This window comes from Gordonia aquimaris, from assembly GCF_026262595.1.
Taxonomy (GTDB): domain Bacteria; phylum Actinomycetota; class Actinomycetes; order Mycobacteriales; family Mycobacteriaceae; genus Gordonia; species Gordonia tangerina.
Genome location: NZ_JAPKFM010000020.1, coordinates 40,327 through 55,415, shown reverse-complemented (window position 1 = coordinate 55,415; position 15,089 = coordinate 40,327). Strand labels below are relative to the sequence as shown.

Sequence of the window (15,089 nt, the reverse complement as noted above, 5' to 3'; positions counted from 1 at the left end):
CGGCTAGAAACCCATCCGACCGAGCTGCTTGGGGTCGCGCTGCCAGTCCTTGGCGACCTTCACATGCAAGTCGAGGTACACCTTGGTGCCCAGTAGTTTCTCGATCTGTGCCCGGGCGACGGTACCGACCTCTTTGAGACGCGACCCCCGATGGCCGATGATGATCCCCTTCTGACTGTCACGTTCGACGTAAAGGATGGCGTGCACATCGACCATCGCCGGTCCGTCGGACTCTGCGGTGGCGTCGTCGGTGTCGCGCGGGATGATCTCCTCGATGACGACCGCCAGCGAATGGGGCAGCTCGTCACGCACCCCTTCGAGCGCCGCCTCGCGGATGAACTCCGCCATCAGCACTTCCTCGGGCTCGTCGGTGAGCTCGCCATCGGGGTAGAACGCCGGCCCGGGCTCCATCAGGCTCACCAGCACATCGGTCAGCACGTCGAGCTGTTTGCCGGATCTGGCCGACACCGGCACCACCTCGGAGTCGGGCCCGAGTAATTCGGACAACGCGATGAGCTGGGCGGCGATCTTGTCTGGGGTGACGCGGTCGATCTTGGTGACCACACCGAGCACGGTGGTGCGGGGCGCCATCTGCCGCACCTGGGACAGAATCCACCGATCACCAGGGCCGATGGCCTCGTCGGCGGGCACACACACGCCGATCACATCGACTTCGGAGTAGGTGTCGCGGACGAGGTCGTTGAGTCGCTGGCCCAGCAGTGTCCGCGGACGGTGCAGTCCGGGTGTGTCCACCAGGATGAGCTGCGCGTCGTCGCGGTTCACGATGCCGCGGATGGTGTGCCGGGTGGTCTGCGGCCGGGTGGAGGTGATCGCGATCTTCTCACCGACCAAGGCGTTCGTCAGGGTGGACTTGCCGGTGTTCGGCCGGCCGACGAAACAGACGAACCCCGACCGGAATTCGGCCATCAGACCGAACCCACCCGGTCGATCGGCGCACCCTTCAGGTCGGTCAGCACCGCGTAGGCGTCGGCGCTGATCTCGACCAGGGTGGCCATCCCCGGATCGTCGGCCGCGCCGTTGATGAGTACGGCCGCCTCAAAGGCACGCGCTCCCGAGGACAGCGCGGTCGCGATCGCCACCTGCAGTCCGGACAGTTCCAGGGAGTTAGTGCTGACCGGCGCACCGGCGTAGGTGCGCCCATCGCCGTCACGGACGGCTGCCGCCGTACTCGTCTCGGCGCGGGCAAGTGCTCCCCGGGCGAGCACGACGAGTTTGTGGTCCTCGTCGGAGAGGTCGGTGTTCTCACCCGGGGCTGTGCTCACGTTCGGTCCTCGCTGCTGTTGGTGTGCTTGGTGCGTTCGCCGCGCGATCGCTGCGACGACCCTCGGCTGGACATGGAGTATTCCCCACCTCGATCCCGATCGGCCACCTCATCATCGGGAATGTCGCTGTCATGGTGCTCACCGCGGCCAGATCGGGTGTCGTCGGTCTCGGGCTCATCCATGCGGGTGACCAGCACGGTGATGATGCGCTGACGCCCTCGACGGTTCGGGCCACCTTCGGCGACCAAAAGCAGTCCGTGCGACTCCACCCGCGCCCCGGGCAGTGGGACACGACCGAGTTCGAGGCCGAGGAGACCGCCGACGGTTTCCACCTCGTCGTCGTCGATATCGATGTCGAACAACTCGCCTAGATCTTCCACCGGCAGCCGGGCCGACACCCGCACCGCATCGTCGTCGAGTTCCTCGACCGGTGCGACCTCGTCCGTGTCGTACTCGTCGGTGATCTCGCCGACGATCTCCTCCAGGACATCCTCGATGGTGACCAGACCCGCGATGCCGCCGTACTCGTCGACCAACAAAGCCATGTGATTGCGGGTGCGCTGCATGTCGGCGAGAACCTTGTCCAGCGGTTTGGAGTCGGGAATGAACTCGGCATCGCGCATCACCTCGTGTACCCGCGCCGTCGTCGAGGATTCGCCTGACACCAAGTCCTTCAGATACACCACCCCGACGATGTCGTCGGGGTTCTCGCCGATCACCGGGATACGGGAGTGACCGGACCGCACAGCCAGACTCATCGCCTGTGCCGCCGTCTTGTCCTGCTCGATCCAGATCATCTCCGGACGCGGCACCATCACCTCGCGGGCGTTGGTGTCGCCGAGGTCGAAGACCGACTGGATCATCCGGCGTTCATCGGCCGCCACCACGCCACTGGCCTCGGCGAGGTCGACGACTTCCCGCAGTTCCACTTCGGTGGCGAATGGTCCGTTGCGGAAGCCCTTGCCCGGGGTGATCGCATTACCGATCAGGATCAGCAGCCGGGTCAGCGGTTTGAGTAGCAACCCGATGGCCTGCAGCACGATCGCCGAACCCAGCGAGATGGTGTACGCATGCTGGCGGCCGAGGGTGCGTGGACCGACACCGACGGCCACGTACAGCACCACCGCCATGCCGAGAATCGCGGCGAACAGTCCCCATCCCACGCCGAGCCAGTCGGTCAAGGCAAGTGCGATGAACGCGACCGAGGCCGTTTCGCAGGTGACGCGCAGCAGCACCGCCAGACCGACGTAGGTGCCCCTGCTCTGGAGCACGGTCGCCAATCGGACGGCACCGGCGCGCTGTTCTTTCATCATGTCTTCGACACGGGCTATCGAGACCGTCGACAGGGCGGCATCCATGGCGGCGAAGATCCCGCCGAACAAGAGCAGCACGATCGCGGCCACGACGAAGATGACGTCGTCAGGCACCGTCACTCGTCCTCGGTGGAGGCGTTGTCGCCCGCAGTGAGATCGGTGAAGCCGATGTTGGTCAGCAGCCGCGTGTCGCGGTCGGACTGTCGACGTTGCTGCGCCTGACGATGCCGGTCGGCATAGAAGTCCTCGAGGATTCGGTTCTGCAGACCGAACATCTCCTTTTCCTCTTCGGGCTCGGCGTGGTCGTAGCCCAGGAGATGGAGCACCCCGTGGATGGTCAGCATCGACAGCTCGTGCTCGAACGACCGTCGCGCCGATTTCGCCTGTTCGGCCGCGAATTCCGGGCACAGTACGATGTCACCGAGAATGGCCGGTCCCGGTTCGGCTGCGTCGGGCCGGCCGCCCGGCGCGAGTTCGTCCATCGGGAAGCTCATCACGTCGGTCGGTCCGGGCAGGTCCATCCACTGCATGTGCATGTCGGCCATCGCGTCCTGATCGACACACAGGATGGACAATTCCGCCGCCGGATGCACATCCATCGCCGCCACCGCGAAACGAGCGGCCGAGATGATCAGATCGGCCGGGACCTCGACGCCGGACTCGTTGGCCAGCTCGATGCTCATGACCGACGCCCGTGGTTGGCGGCGCGACGCGACGCGCGGTTGCCGGGCAATCTGTCGGCATCACGCAGGCCACCGGACCGCTGATTCTCCTCGGCCCGGCCGTAGGCGTCGACGATGTCGGCAACCAGGCGGTGCCGGACCACGTCTTGACTGGTGAGGGTGGAGAAGTGGATGTCGTCGATGCCGTCGAGGATGCGGGTGGCGGCCATCAGGCCGCTCTGCGCCCCGCCCGGGAGGTCGACCTGGGTGGTGTCGCCGGTGACGACGACCTTGGAACCGAAGCCGAGACGGGTGAGGAACATCTTCATCTGTTCGCCGGTGGTGTTCTGCGCCTCGTCGAGGATGATGAAGGCGTCGTTGAGGGTGTTGTGCGTGAGCAGAAAGTCCTCCGTCACATACAGCGAGTCCTCGGCGGCGACCTTGATGCAGACCGCCTCCTCGGTGCCCACCTCGTCGATGCTCTCGATGTAGCGCTTCGGCTCCTTGCATGCGCCCGCCGCGTACTTCTCCACCTTGCGGCCGAGCCGGAACGGCGCCAGGCCGGCCGGCAGCCGGATGTCGAGCACGTGCGCATCATGGCGGTAGGGAACCTCACGTCCGCGTGCCTTGCCCGGAGCACGACCAGCTGCTTTCCGGGTGCGTGAGTACACCACGCCCCCGAGAGAGCGCACGAGGAAGATGACGTCGTCTCGCAGGCGGTCGGACACCGTCGTGTACTGGACGCGGCAGGTGCGTCCCGACTGGCCGACGGGTCCGCCGTCGGTGTCGAGCAGTCCTTGCAATACGGCCAGTCGGACGTCGGCGGAGTTCTGCAGGTACTGGGCGGGCACGAACTTCGTGGACGACTTGCTCCCCCACAGCCCCAGTGCACGCATCGCATGCGTGACCGGGTTCTCGATCGTGATCACCTCGCCCGGCGTGCCGATGCGGTTGAGCACATAGTCGACGTCCGATTTCTGTCGGGCCCGGATGCCGGGAACTGCGGCGACGAGCGCGTCGATGAGTTCGGGGTCTGCGGTGGTGAACGACGGTGTCGTCATGCCCGCCATACATCCGGCACCGAGCATCAGTCCGAGGGCGTACGGGTCGAGAGGTACCGGCTGGGCGTCGATGGAGACCGGCGCAGCCAGCATCGGCAGCTCGTAGCGGTGGTAGTGCGCCGCGCGGAGATTGCCGATCATCTCCTTGGCGGCGAGCACCCGGGGCCCCTTGCCGCGACGTCGGTCGCTGCGGGTGTACACCGACCACAGGTGATCGGTGGAGCACAGAGTGGAGGCACCGTCCTGTGCGGTCACCCGCACGATGTCCTTGAAGCCCTGCGGGTAGATGCCTTGCACCTCGGTGGGCTTGCCGTTCGAGCCGATGACTTGATCGCCGACCTCCAGGTCGCCGATCGGGCGGAACCCCCCCGGTGTCAGCACTCGGGTCGACAAGGGTTGCGCCCGGCCACGCATATACGCCAGCGGCGCCACCTCGATCACCCCGGCCGCCATCAGCTTCGGGATCGCCTCGGGGTCCATCATGTCGTGCAGCGCGTCGTACAGCGGCCGCAGGTAGGGGTCGATCTTCTCGCTGAGCGTGCCCGGCAGGAAGCCGAGACGTTCACCGGCCTCGACAGCCGGGCGGGTCAGGATGATGCGGTTGACCGACTTGGACTGCAGCGCCTGCACGGCCTTGGCCATCGCCAGATAGGTCTTGCCGGTACCGGCGGGCCCGAGGCCGAACACGATGGTGTGGTTGTCGATCGCGTCGACGTAGCGCTTCTGATTGAGCGTCTTGGGCCGGATGGTCTTGCCGCGGCGGGAGATGATGTCCAGCGACAACACGTCGGCGGGCGATTCACTCGAACCTTCCGACAGCATCGACACACTGTGCCGAACCAGGTCGGGGCTCAGCGGGGTGCCGCGACCGACGAGATCGACCAGCTCGGCGATCACACGTTCGGACGCCGCCACATCGGCGGGTGCACCGGTCAGGGTGACCTGGTTGCCCCGTACATGGATATCCGCCGGCAGCAGTTGTTCGAGAGTACGGAGATTGACGTCACTCGCTCCGAGCAGGCCGAACACCACCTCGGAAGAGATTTCCACGTTGGAGGTGACAGATCGGCCCGCGGGTGGTCTGTTCGACGACGTGCTCGCGTCCGGGGTGTCGTCACTCACGTATGAAATCCCTCCTCAGGGTCCATGTTCGGTGCAGCTGTTGCGCCGCGATGGTGCCAGTCTAACGCGATTGAACGGGGCATCAGCAGGCATTATTCCGCTCGTACACAGGCCCGGCGCCGGTTCACACACCCAGCAACCGGATCGTCTGCCGAGTGGAGACGCTGTGCGGATCCACGAACGCGTCGTGGCCCTCACCCGGCACCACCACGAGTTCGGCCGATTGGCCGGCCGCGGTGACCGTCTGCACGTAACGCCGGCTCGACTCCACCGGAATCGCGCTGTCGAGTTCACCGTGCAGTGCCACCACATGCGCCTCGAAGGGCTCCTGACACAGCGGGGATGCCTCCCGATAGCGATGTGGGATCTCGTCGACCGGTCGACCCATCAGCCCACGGATTGACGGCCGGTTCGCGCCTGCTTCGAGGTCCAGTGCCGCCGATTGAGCGATGACCTGGGTGATCGTGGTGCCCGCGGTGCGCGCCCCCAGCTGCGCCACCGCCCAGACGGCGAGTTGTCCGCCCGCCGAATGGCCGACCACCGCGACCGCATCCCAGTCCACTCGCGAGCCGATCTCGGGCGGTACGACATCGCGGACAGGACCGTCGAGAGCCCGCAGCGCGGCCAGCACATCTCGGCCGGTGCCCGGCCAGCCGCCGCCTTCCTCGCCGACACGGCGGTACTCGATGTTCCAGACCAAGCAACCACGTTCGGCGATCAGACGAGCGATCGCGGTCTCGATGGTCAGAGCGAACTCGGTGCTCCAGTAGCCGCCATGGATGAGCACCACCGGCCGCACCGTGTCCTCGGGTCCGACGCCGTCTGCGGGGAGATATACATGCCCGAATTGCGATGGCGCCGTACCGTATTCCACTTTGGTCCGATGAACGGCGCATCGTCTCACCGGGTCACCCACCGATCGGTCAGGACTCCGATCGCGCCGAGCGCGACGGCCGCGGCGCTCGACGTGCGCAGGATCTCCGGCCCCAGGATCACCGGCGTTGCGCCGAGCGCGGTGAGATCGGCGATCTCGGTGTCGTCGACGCCCCCTTCGGGTCCGACGACCAACACGATCTCGGAGGCCTCGGCGATCGGAAGGTCGCGGAGCCCGACGCCGCCATCCTCGTGGAGGATCGCCGCCACACCGCCGCCGGCGATGGCGTCAGCGCAGCGACTGCGGACATCTGTCGTGGACGCCAGCGGCGCGATCGACGGAATCCACGGTCGCCGACTCTGTTTCGCGGCAGCCACCGCAGCCGCCCGCCACTTGTCCCGCCCCTTGTCGGCCTTGCCGGTCCACCGGGCCACGCACCGCGCCGCCTGCCACGGCACGATCTCGTCAGCTCCGGCCTCGGTGGCGAGATCGACCGCCAGTTCCGACCGCTCCGACTTCGGCAGTGCCTGCACCACCGTCACGCGGGGCCGCGGAGGGTCGACGTAGGCGTACGAGTGCGCCCGGGCCACCAGCGAGTCCTTGCCGGTGATCGCCACGATCTCGCAGCGGGCGGCGGACCCTCGTCCGTCGCCGGCGATCAACTCCGCACCGACGGCCAGTCGGGTGACCGTGACCGCATGGCGGCCTTCGGAACCAGACACCACGACGTCGGTACCCGCACGCGGTACGTCCTCGACCCAGAACAGTGGTGGACTCACGCGTAGCTCTTGTCAGTTCGTCGTCGGGTTCAGCGTCCGGCGAAAGCGTTACGCAGTCGCGAGAAGAGCCCACCGGCTGCGGCGCCCGTCGCGGAGCTGACGACCTCAGGCTGCTCATGCGACGCCTCGCGGAATTGGTTCAGCGCCTCGGTCTGGGCGGAGTCGAGTTTGGTGGGAACCACCACCTCGAGGTGCGCGTGCAGAGTGCCGCGGACCCCGGTGTTGAGGTGGGGCATGCCCTGGCCCTTCACCTTCACCACATGTCCGGGCTGGGTCCCCGGCGCGATGGTGACGCGCGCGGTGCCGTCGAGGATCGTGTCGACGTCGATCTCGTTGCCGAGCGCGGCGTCGGCGATCGGCACGCGGACGGTGCAGTGCAGGTCGTCCTTGTCGCGGACGAAGACCTCGTGCTGACGCTCGGTGACCTCGACGTAGAGATCACCGGCAGGCCCACCGCCCGGGCCGACCTCACCTTGTCCGGACAGTCGCACGCGCATGCCGTTCTCGATGCCGGCGGGGATCTTCACCGTCATCGTGCGGCGGGAGCGGACACGCCCGTCGCCCCCGCACTTGCGGCACGGGTCGGGGATGACCTCGCCCACGCCGTGGCACGTCGGGCACTCGCGCACGGTCATCACCTGGCCGAGGAAGGATCGCTGCACGGCCTGGATCTCGCCCTGACCCTTACAGGTGTCGCAGCTCGTCGGTTTCGAATCGCCGTGGGTACCCGATCCCTTACACACGTCACACAGGATCGCGGTGTCGACGGTGATCTCCTTGTTGACTCCGGCCGCGCATTCGTCGAGGTCGAGTTCCACGGCGACCAGCGCGGGTTCGCCCGGCTGCACCCGGCTGCGCGGTCCACGACCTGAGCCGAATCCCCCACCGAAGCCTCCGCCGCCGCCGGAACCGAAGAATGCCTCGAAGACATCTCCCAGACCGCCGCTTCCGAAGCCGCCGCCCGAGAAGCCGCCTTGGCCCGGACCCGCCATCGGGTCCCCGCCGGCGTCGACGATGCGGCGCTTCTCGGGGTCGGTCAGCACCTCGTAAGCGGTGCTGACCTCTTTGAATCGGTCCTCTTCGCCCGGGTTGACGTCGGGGTGCAGCTCACGCGCCTTCTTGCGGTAAGCGCGCTTGATCTCCTGGTCGGAGGCACCCTTGGCCACACCCAGGATTCCGTAATAATCACGTGCCACGGTCGTCTCGGTCCTGTCGTCTCACTGGTCACACTGGGCTCGGGTGGTCCGGCATCGCTCCCGGGCCGCTGCGGGCGGCCGCACGGGTCAGCGATCGGCCAACACCTCGCCGACATATTTGGCAACGGCTGCGACAGACGCGATTGTTCCCGGATAGTCCATACGGGTGGGACCGACCACGCCGACGCCGCCGAACACCGTGCCCGAAGCACCGTACCCTGTCGACACGACCGAGGTGCCACGCAGGTTCTCGGTCTGCGTCTCCTCCCCGATCTGGACGGTGACCCGTCCCATACGCTGGCTCGTGGCGAGCAACTTCAAGACCACCACCTGCTCTTCGAGGGCGTCGAGCACCGTGTCCATCCCGCCGAACACCGGCGCGAAGTCGGCGGCCGAACGGGCCAGATTGGACGTGCCGCCGAGAACGAGACGGTCGTCACCACGCTCCACGAGCGTCTCGACGAGAATCGTGGCCACCGCGATCACCGCATCGCGGATGTCGTCCGGGGCATCGTTGGCCAGTTCGGCGACCGCCACCGACGCCTCTTCCAGACGTTTGCCGTGCAAGGCCGCGGAGAACATGTCGCGCAAGCGGATGTAGTCGTCCTCGTCGAGGTCGTCACCGAGCGCCACCATGCGCTGTTCGACCCGACCGGTATCGGTGATCACCACCAGCAACAGCCGCGACGGCGACAGCGACACCACCTCGAGGTGCCGCACGGTGGCCGTCGACAGCACGGGGTACTGGATGACGGCGACCTGCCGAGTGAGCTGAGCGAGCAATTTGACCGAGCGTCGCAGCACGTCGTCGAGGTCCACCCCGGAATCGAGGACCGACAGGATCGCGCGTCGCTCTGCCGCCGACAACGGCTTGACCTCGCTGATCCGGTCGACGAACATCCGGTAACCCTTATCGGTGGGGACCCGGCCGGAACTGGTGTGTGGCTGGGCGATGTAGCCCTCGGCCTCCAGCACCGCCATGTCGTTGCGGACCGTCGCGCTCGACACCCCGAGCTGGTGGCGCTCCACGAGCGCCTTCGAACCGATGGGCTCCTGTGTGGAGACGAAATCGGTCACGATCGCACGCAAGATCTCGAATCTGCGATCGTCCGTGGTCGACATCCGTCTACACCTCCCGATCGTGCACTCTGCCATACAGTAGGTGACGTCCATCTTACGAACCGTTGCGTGAATTCCGTCGGACGCATCGTCCACGCGCCCGTCGCCACGCACGCCGGACCAGGAAGTGCTCGATGATCTTCAAGGGGGTGAGGGACGGGAGGCCCTATCCCGACCATGGGATGTCGGCGAGTGCGTGGGCCAAGATCCCGCCCCGGCAGTTCCGACTCGATGAACTCACCACGGTCACCACGGTCCTCGCGCTCGACCGCCTGCTGAGCGAGGATTCGACGTTCTACGGCGATCTCTTCTCGCATGTCGTGCGGTGGCGTGGCGATCTGTATCTGGAGGACGGGCTGCACCGAGCAGTGCGCTCGGCACTCCGTAACCGGCACATCATCCATGCCCGCATGCTTGATCTCGACGCCATCGACCTCGACGCCGACGCGGACTCGGTGGCCGACCGGCTCGACACCGAACGCCTACCGTCGCCGGGCCGGGCTCCGGTGCCCGGCGGCGCCCATCGCAAGGCCACCCGCAGCACCGGCTGGACCCTCCCGTCGACTACCCCTCCACAGTGGTGAGCCACCGTCACCCGGCGTACAGGATCTCCCGCACCACCCGATCGGCGAGCAGCCGTCCGGCGTCGGTGAGCACCAGCCGTGCGCCCACCGAACCGACGAAGGCGAGCAGCCCGTCGTCGACGAAGCCCGATGCCCGCCGGAACTCCTCGGCGGTGAGGTGCTCGACGGGCAGCCCGTTGCGGCATCGCGCGGTCAACATCACCGACTCGACGTGGCGGTCTTCGTCGGTGAGTACTTCGTGACCGCCCACCGGCAGCCGCGCATCGGTCAGCGCGTCGGCGTATCGGGCCGGATGCTTCTGGTTCCACCACCGCACACCATTGACATGGGAGTGCGCGCCCGGTCCGATGCCCCACCAGTCACTGCTGTACCAGTACGCGAGATTGTGGCGGCAGCGACTGTCCTCACCGCGTGACCAGTTGGACACCTCATACCAATCGAATCCGTCGGCCTGCAGGCGGCTGTCGAGGATCTGATAGCGATCGGCGAGCACGTCGTCGTCAGGTGCGGGCAGTTCGCCACGACGAATCCGACGGGCCAACGCGGTGCCGTCCTCCACGATCAGGGCGTAGGCGGACACGTGGTCGACGTCGGTGGACAGTACGGCGTCGACGCTGGCGTGCAGATCCGCATCGGTCTCCCCCGGCGTTCCGTAGATGAGGTCTAGATTGACATGTCGGAAACCGGCGGCGGTGGCCTCGCGGGCGGCGGCCACCGCCCGCCCCGGCGTGTGAGTGCGGTCCAGTGTCGCGAGCACATGCGGTGCCGCGGACTGCATCCCGAGCGAGACCCGGGTGAATCCGGCTGCCAACAAACCGTCGAAGAACTCCGGCGAGGTCGATTCGGGGTTCGACTCGGTGGTGACCTCGGCGTCGTCGGTGAGCTCGAACCGGGCACGCACCGCGTCCAGGAGGCGCCGCAGACCATCGGCCCCCAGCAGCGACGGCGTGCCACCGCCGACGAAGATCGTCGAGACCCCTCGGGCCGGATTCAGCAGCCGTGCGGCACTGTCCAGCTCCCGCTCCACCGCCTGCTGCCATGATTCAGGCGACGACGAACTCCCCAATTCCCCTGCCGTGTAGGTGTTGAAATCGCAGTACCCGCAGCGCGTCGCACAGAACGGCACATGCAGATAGAGGCCGAGTGGTGTCGCAGGGTCGACCGCACCACACGCGATTTCGACGGCGCTGTCGACTGCCGGCTCGGTTTCGACCTTCATGGGTCCATCATGCGCGCTCGGTGCGGTGTGATGAGCGCCACCTCGACCGTTTCGGCGCCTCTTCGCGGATGCGGAATAGACGTCGAACCGAACGCCTTGACCCCAAAGGAATGGACCTCGAGGTGCACCGGTAACGGACATTTGCCTCATCGTGAGGAAAAATAACCCCAAGTAGACGCGGCAAGGGTGATCGTGGCACTATGAACGACGTGACTTCCCCAGGGGTGTGGCTCGCAGCCCGACGCCACATCGATCTCAAGCGCGTCTGCAGCGCATTCTGTCGTCCTTAGACGACGTGTTGCCCTGTCGTCGGCAGACGACAGTTCGGCCCTGAGAAGTCCCCCGCTCGACGCGGGATGCCGACACGTTTCCAGCCCACCTTTTCGTGATCGCTGACGTGTGCCTGCGTCAGCTCAGGAGACTTCATGACGTCCACCACCGACGATCTGTCCGTGACCACGCCCGACGCAGCCGCCAAGGCCGCGCCGGCCGCGGACCGCCCCGCTCGTAAGAAGCGCCCGGCCAAGCGCCGCGCCGAGGGCCAGTGGAAACTCGGTTACCGTGAGCCGCTGAACCCCAACGAGCAGGTCAAGAAGGACGACAACCCGCTCAATGTCCGGGCCCGCATCGAGAACATCTACGCCAAGCAGGGCTTCGAGTCGATCGACAAGCAGGATCTGCGCGGCCGGATGCGCTGGTGGGGCCTCTACACCCAGCGCGCCGAGGGCTACGACGGCACCTGGACCGGCGACGAGAACATCGACATCCTCGAGGGCAGCCACTTCATGATGCGGGTGCGCTGCGACGCGGGTGCCCTCAACGTCGCCCAGCTGCGCACCCTTGGCGAACTGTCCACCGAGTTCGCCCGCGACACAGCCGACCTGTCCGACCGCGAGAACGTCCAGTACCACTGGATTCGCATCGAGGACGTCCCCACCATCTGGGAGCGGCTCGAAAGCGTCGGGCTCTATACCACCGAGGCGTGCGGCGACTGCCCGCGCATCATCCTGGGTTCCCCGCTCGCCGGTGAGGCCGTCGACGAGGTGCTCGACCCCACCCCGGCGATCGACGAGATCGTCCGCCGCTACATCGGTGACCCGCAGTACTCGAACCTGCCGCGCAAGTTCAAGACTGCCATCTCCGGTCTGCAGGACGTCTCGCATGAGACCAACGACGTCGCCTTCATCGGCGTGAACCATCCCGAACACGGCCCGGGCCTGGACCTCTGGGTCGGCGGCGGGCTGTCCACCAACCCGATGCTGGCGCAGCGGGTGGGCGCCTGGATTCCGCTCGACGAGGTGCCCGACGTGTGGGAGGGCGTGGTCGCCATCTTCCGCGACTACGGCTACCGCCGACTGCGCACCAAGGCACGACTGAAGTTCCTCATCAAGGACTGGGGCATCGAGAAGTTCCGCCAGGTCCTCGAGGACGAATACCTCGGCCGCAAGCTGATCGACGGTCCGGCACCCGAGCCGCTGACCGCTCCGCGCGACCACGTCGGCGTGCAGAAGCTCAAGAACGGCCTCAACTCGGTCGGTTTCGCCGCGATGGCCGGCCGTGTCTCCGGCACCATCCTGACCAAGGTGGCCGAGGCAGCCGAACGAGTCGGGTCCGACCGCATCCGCTTCACCCCGTACCAGAAGCTCGTGGTGCTCGACGTCGCCGACGACAAGGTCGACGAGCTCATCGCCGACCTGGCGAAGCTCGGCCTCAGTGCCCGGGCATCCAACTGGCGACGGAACCTGATGGCGTGCAGCGGCATCGAGTTCTGCAAGCTCTCCTTCACCGAAACCCGCAAGCGTTCGCAGCGGCTGGTCCCGGAGCTCGAGGAGCGCCTCGCCGACATCAACGCCGACCTCGACACCCCGATCACCGTGAACATCAACGGCTGCCCCAACTCGTGCGCCCGTTCGCAGGTCGCCGACATCGGCTTCAAGGGTCAGCTGGTCGAGGACGGCAACGGCGGACAGACCGAGGGATTCCAGGTGCACCTGGGCGGAAGCCTGGGCCAGGACGCCGGATTCGGCCGCAAGCTGCGGCAACACAAGGTGCTCTCCACCGAACTCGGCGACTACATCGACCGGGTGGTCCGCCAGTACGTGGAGCAGCGACACGACGGAGAACGGTTCGCGCAGTGGGCCGTTCGAGCTGACGAGGAGGCACTGCGATGAGCACGTCCACCGACACGACAGCGACCGGCCGACGGTTCAGCGAAGACGAGCTACGCGCGATCGCCGAGAAGGGCGCGGCCGACCTCGGCCCCGACGCCACTCCCGCCGACCTGCTGCGCTGGACCGCCGAAACCTTCGGCGACAATTTCGTGGTCGCTTCCAACATGCAGGACGCAGCGCTGGTCGACCTGGCCACCAAGAACATCGACGACGAGGCGCTGCACGGCAGCAAGCTCAAGGTGCTGTTCCTGGACACCGGCTATCACTTCGCCGAGACCATCGGCACCCGGGACGCGGTCGAGCAGGTGTATGGCGTCGAGATGGTCAACCTGACCCCCGAACACACCGTCGCCGAGCAGGACGAACTGTTGGGCCGCAACCTGTTCGCCCGCGACCCCGGCGAATGCTGCCGGCTGCGCAAGGTGGTTCCGCTCAAGAACGGGCTCGCCGGCTACGACGCCTGGATCACCGGCATCCGGCGCGTGGAGGCACCCACGCGCGCCAACGCTCCGCTGATCTCCTTCGACGAGGGCTTCGGGCTGGTCAAGATCAACCCGATCGCCGCCTGGTCTGACGAGACCATGCAGGACTACATCGACTCCAACGGAGTGCTGGTCAACCCGCTCGTCGACGACGGCTACCCGTCGATCGGCTGCGCACCCTGCACCGCCAAACCCGAACCCGGATCCGATCCGCGCAGTGGCCGTTGGGCCGGTCGCGCCAAGACAGAATGTGGGCTGCACGCATGACCATCGCCGACACCTCGTCCACCACCACCCCCGACACCGCACGGGCCGTGGTCGACTCCGCCGACGACTTCACCACCCTCGACGCCCTCGAATCCGAGGCGATCCACATCTTCCGTGAGGTCGCCGGCGAGTTCGAACGCCCGGTGATCCTGTTCTCCGGCGGCAAGGACTCCACCGTGTTGCTACACCTGGCGATCAAGGCGTTCTGGCCTGCGCCACTGCCGTTCTCGCTGCTGCACGTGGACACCGGACACAACCTGCCGGAGATTATCACGTTCCGCGACGAGATCGTCGAGCGGTACAACCTGCGCCTGCACGTCGCGTCGGTGGAGGAGTACATCGACGACGGTCGCCTCACCGAACGACCGGACGGCATTCGCAACCCACTGCAGACCATCCCGCTCCTCGACGCCATCACCGAGAACCGCTTCGACGCGGTGTTCGGCGGCGGCCGACGCGACGAGGAGCGCTCGCGCGCCAAGGAGCGGATCTTCTCGCTGCGTAATGCCTTCGGGCAGTGGGACCCCAAGCGTCAGCGCCCGGAACTCTGGAACCTCTACAACGGCCGCCATGCACCCGGCGAGCACGTGCGCGTGTTCCCGCTGAGCAACTGGACCGAGCTGGACATCTGGCGCTACATCGCCCGCGAACAGGTCCTGCTGGCACCGCTGTACTACGCGCACGAGCGTGAGGTCTACTCGCGCGACGGCATGTGGATGACCACCGGCCCGTGGGGCGGACCCCGCGAGGGTGAGGTCGTCGAGAAGCGCGTGGTGCGTTACCGCACCGTCGGCGACGGCTCGACCACCGGCGCGGTGCTCTCCGACGCCGCCGACAACGAGGCCGTGCTCGCCGAGGTCGCCGCCTCCCGACTCACCGAACGCGGCGCAACCCGCGGCGACGACCGCGTCTCCGAGGCCGCCATGGAAGACCGCAAGCGCGAAGGATATTTCTGAG

At 66.8% G+C, this 15,089-nt stretch carries 14 protein-coding genes; 4 read left to right on the top strand and 10 right to left on the bottom strand.

The features are described 5' to 3' along the window. Positions 1 to 3: 3 nt before the first annotated feature. The 9 genes from era to hrcA form a co-directional block, all read right to left on the bottom strand. Positions 4 to 927, bottom strand: a complete 924-nt coding sequence (era, locus tag OSB52_RS17530; RefSeq protein WP_266062889.1) for a GTPase Era — start codon at positions 925 to 927, stop codon at positions 4 to 6. Next, on the bottom strand, positions 927 to 1,283 hold the full coding sequence (locus OSB52_RS17525; protein WP_235722677.1) for a cytidine deaminase-like protein: 357 nt from the start codon (positions 1,281 to 1,283) through the stop codon (positions 927 to 929). Before OSB52_RS17525 ends, era begins: the two co-directional genes overlap by 1 nt. Then, on the bottom strand, positions 1,280 to 2,710 hold the full coding sequence (locus tag OSB52_RS17520) for a hemolysin family protein (RefSeq protein WP_266062888.1): 1,431 nt from the start codon (positions 2,708 to 2,710) through the stop codon (positions 1,280 to 1,282). Before OSB52_RS17520 ends, OSB52_RS17525 begins: the two co-directional genes overlap by 4 nt. Before the next feature lie 2 nt (positions 2,711 to 2,712). Further along, the gene (gene ybeY / locus OSB52_RS17515) at positions 2,713 to 3,279 is read right to left on the bottom strand and encodes an rRNA maturation RNase YbeY (protein ID WP_235722675.1); all 567 of its coding nucleotides are present in this window, start codon (positions 3,277 to 3,279) and stop codon (positions 2,713 to 2,715) included. Beyond that, the gene (locus OSB52_RS17510; protein WP_266062887.1) at positions 3,276 to 5,441 is read right to left on the bottom strand and encodes a PhoH family protein; all 2,166 of its coding nucleotides are present in this window, start codon (positions 5,439 to 5,441) and stop codon (positions 3,276 to 3,278) included. Before OSB52_RS17510 ends, ybeY begins: the two co-directional genes overlap by 4 nt. A gap of 124 nt (positions 5,442 to 5,565) precedes the next feature. Next, complete coding sequence (locus OSB52_RS17505; RefSeq protein ID WP_266062886.1) at positions 5,566 to 6,345, bottom strand: alpha/beta hydrolase family protein; 780 nt, start codon at positions 6,343 to 6,345, stop codon at positions 5,566 to 5,568. Further along, on the bottom strand, positions 6,342 to 7,094 hold the full coding sequence (locus OSB52_RS17500; RefSeq protein ID WP_266062885.1) for a 16S rRNA (uracil(1498)-N(3))-methyltransferase: 753 nt from the start codon (positions 7,092 to 7,094) through the stop codon (positions 6,342 to 6,344). Before OSB52_RS17500 ends, OSB52_RS17505 begins: the two co-directional genes overlap by 4 nt. 29 nt (positions 7,095 to 7,123) lie before the next feature. After that, entirely contained in the window at positions 7,124 to 8,290 is a 1,167-nt protein-coding gene (dnaJ, locus tag OSB52_RS17495) for a molecular chaperone DnaJ (protein WP_266062883.1), read from the bottom strand. Between the two features lie 87 nt (positions 8,291 to 8,377). Continuing rightward, complete coding sequence (hrcA, locus tag OSB52_RS17490; RefSeq protein WP_235722670.1) at positions 8,378 to 9,412, bottom strand: heat-inducible transcriptional repressor HrcA; 1,035 nt, start codon at positions 9,410 to 9,412, stop codon at positions 8,378 to 8,380. A gap of 131 nt (positions 9,413 to 9,543) precedes the next feature. Between hrcA and OSB52_RS17485 the strand changes: the two genes are divergently transcribed. Then, a complete protein-coding gene (locus OSB52_RS17485) occupies positions 9,544 to 9,993 on the top strand; it encodes a type II toxin-antitoxin system VapB family antitoxin (protein WP_235722669.1) in 450 nt (149 codons plus the stop codon). Positions 9,994 to 10,000: 7 nt separating this feature from the next. Here the strand turns inward: OSB52_RS17485 and hemW are convergent, their stop codons facing one another. Next, on the bottom strand, positions 10,001 to 11,212 hold the full coding sequence (hemW, locus tag OSB52_RS17480; protein WP_266062882.1) for a radical SAM family heme chaperone HemW: 1,212 nt from the start codon (positions 11,210 to 11,212) through the stop codon (positions 10,001 to 10,003). Positions 11,213 to 11,637: 425 nt separating this feature from the next. Between hemW and OSB52_RS17475 the strand changes: the two genes are divergently transcribed. From OSB52_RS17475 to cysD, 3 genes are read left to right on the top strand one after another with little or no spacing between them, the layout of a single operon-like run. Further along, complete coding sequence (locus tag OSB52_RS17475; RefSeq protein ID WP_266062881.1) at positions 11,638 to 13,383, top strand: nitrite/sulfite reductase; 1,746 nt, start codon at positions 11,638 to 11,640, stop codon at positions 13,381 to 13,383. Further along, positions 13,380 to 14,132: a phosphoadenylyl-sulfate reductase gene (locus OSB52_RS17470; RefSeq protein WP_235722666.1), complete on the top strand. Its 753-nt coding sequence runs from the start codon at positions 13,380 to 13,382 to the stop codon at positions 14,130 to 14,132. Before OSB52_RS17475 ends, OSB52_RS17470 begins: the two co-directional genes overlap by 4 nt. Continuing rightward, positions 14,114 to 15,088 carry a sulfate adenylyltransferase subunit CysD gene (gene cysD, locus OSB52_RS17465; protein ID WP_372474971.1) on the top strand — a complete coding sequence of 325 codons (975 nt, stop codon included), beginning with the start codon at positions 14,114 to 14,116 and terminating at the stop codon, positions 15,086 to 15,088. Before OSB52_RS17470 ends, cysD begins: the two co-directional genes overlap by 19 nt. Position 15,089 lies beyond the last annotated feature (1 nt).

Bases quoted from the DNA above. Each gene is read 5' to 3' on its own strand.
- OSB52_RS17475 (WP_266062881.1), top strand. From the start codon at position 11,638: ATGACGTCCACCACCGACGATCTGTCCGTGACCACGCCCGACGCAGCC.
- era (WP_266062889.1), bottom strand. From the start codon at position 927: ATGGCCGAATTCCGGTCGGGGTTCGTCTGTTTCGTCGGCCGGCCGAAC.
- cysD (WP_372474971.1), top strand. From the start codon at position 14,114: ATGTGGGCTGCACGCATGACCATCGCCGACACCTCGTCCACCACCACC.
- OSB52_RS17485 (WP_235722669.1), top strand. From the start codon at position 9,544: ATGATCTTCAAGGGGGTGAGGGACGGGAGGCCCTATCCCGACCATGGG.
- ybeY (WP_235722675.1), bottom strand. From the start codon at position 3,279: ATGAGCATCGAGCTGGCCAACGAGTCCGGCGTCGAGGTCCCGGCCGAT.
- OSB52_RS17470 (WP_235722666.1), top strand. From the start codon at position 13,380: ATGAGCACGTCCACCGACACGACAGCGACCGGCCGACGGTTCAGCGAA.
- hemW (WP_266062882.1), bottom strand. From the start codon at position 11,212: ATGAAGGTCGAAACCGAGCCGGCAGTCGACAGCGCCGTCGAAATCGCG.
- hrcA (WP_235722670.1), bottom strand. From the start codon at position 9,412: ATGTCGACCACGGACGATCGCAGATTCGAGATCTTGCGTGCGATCGTG.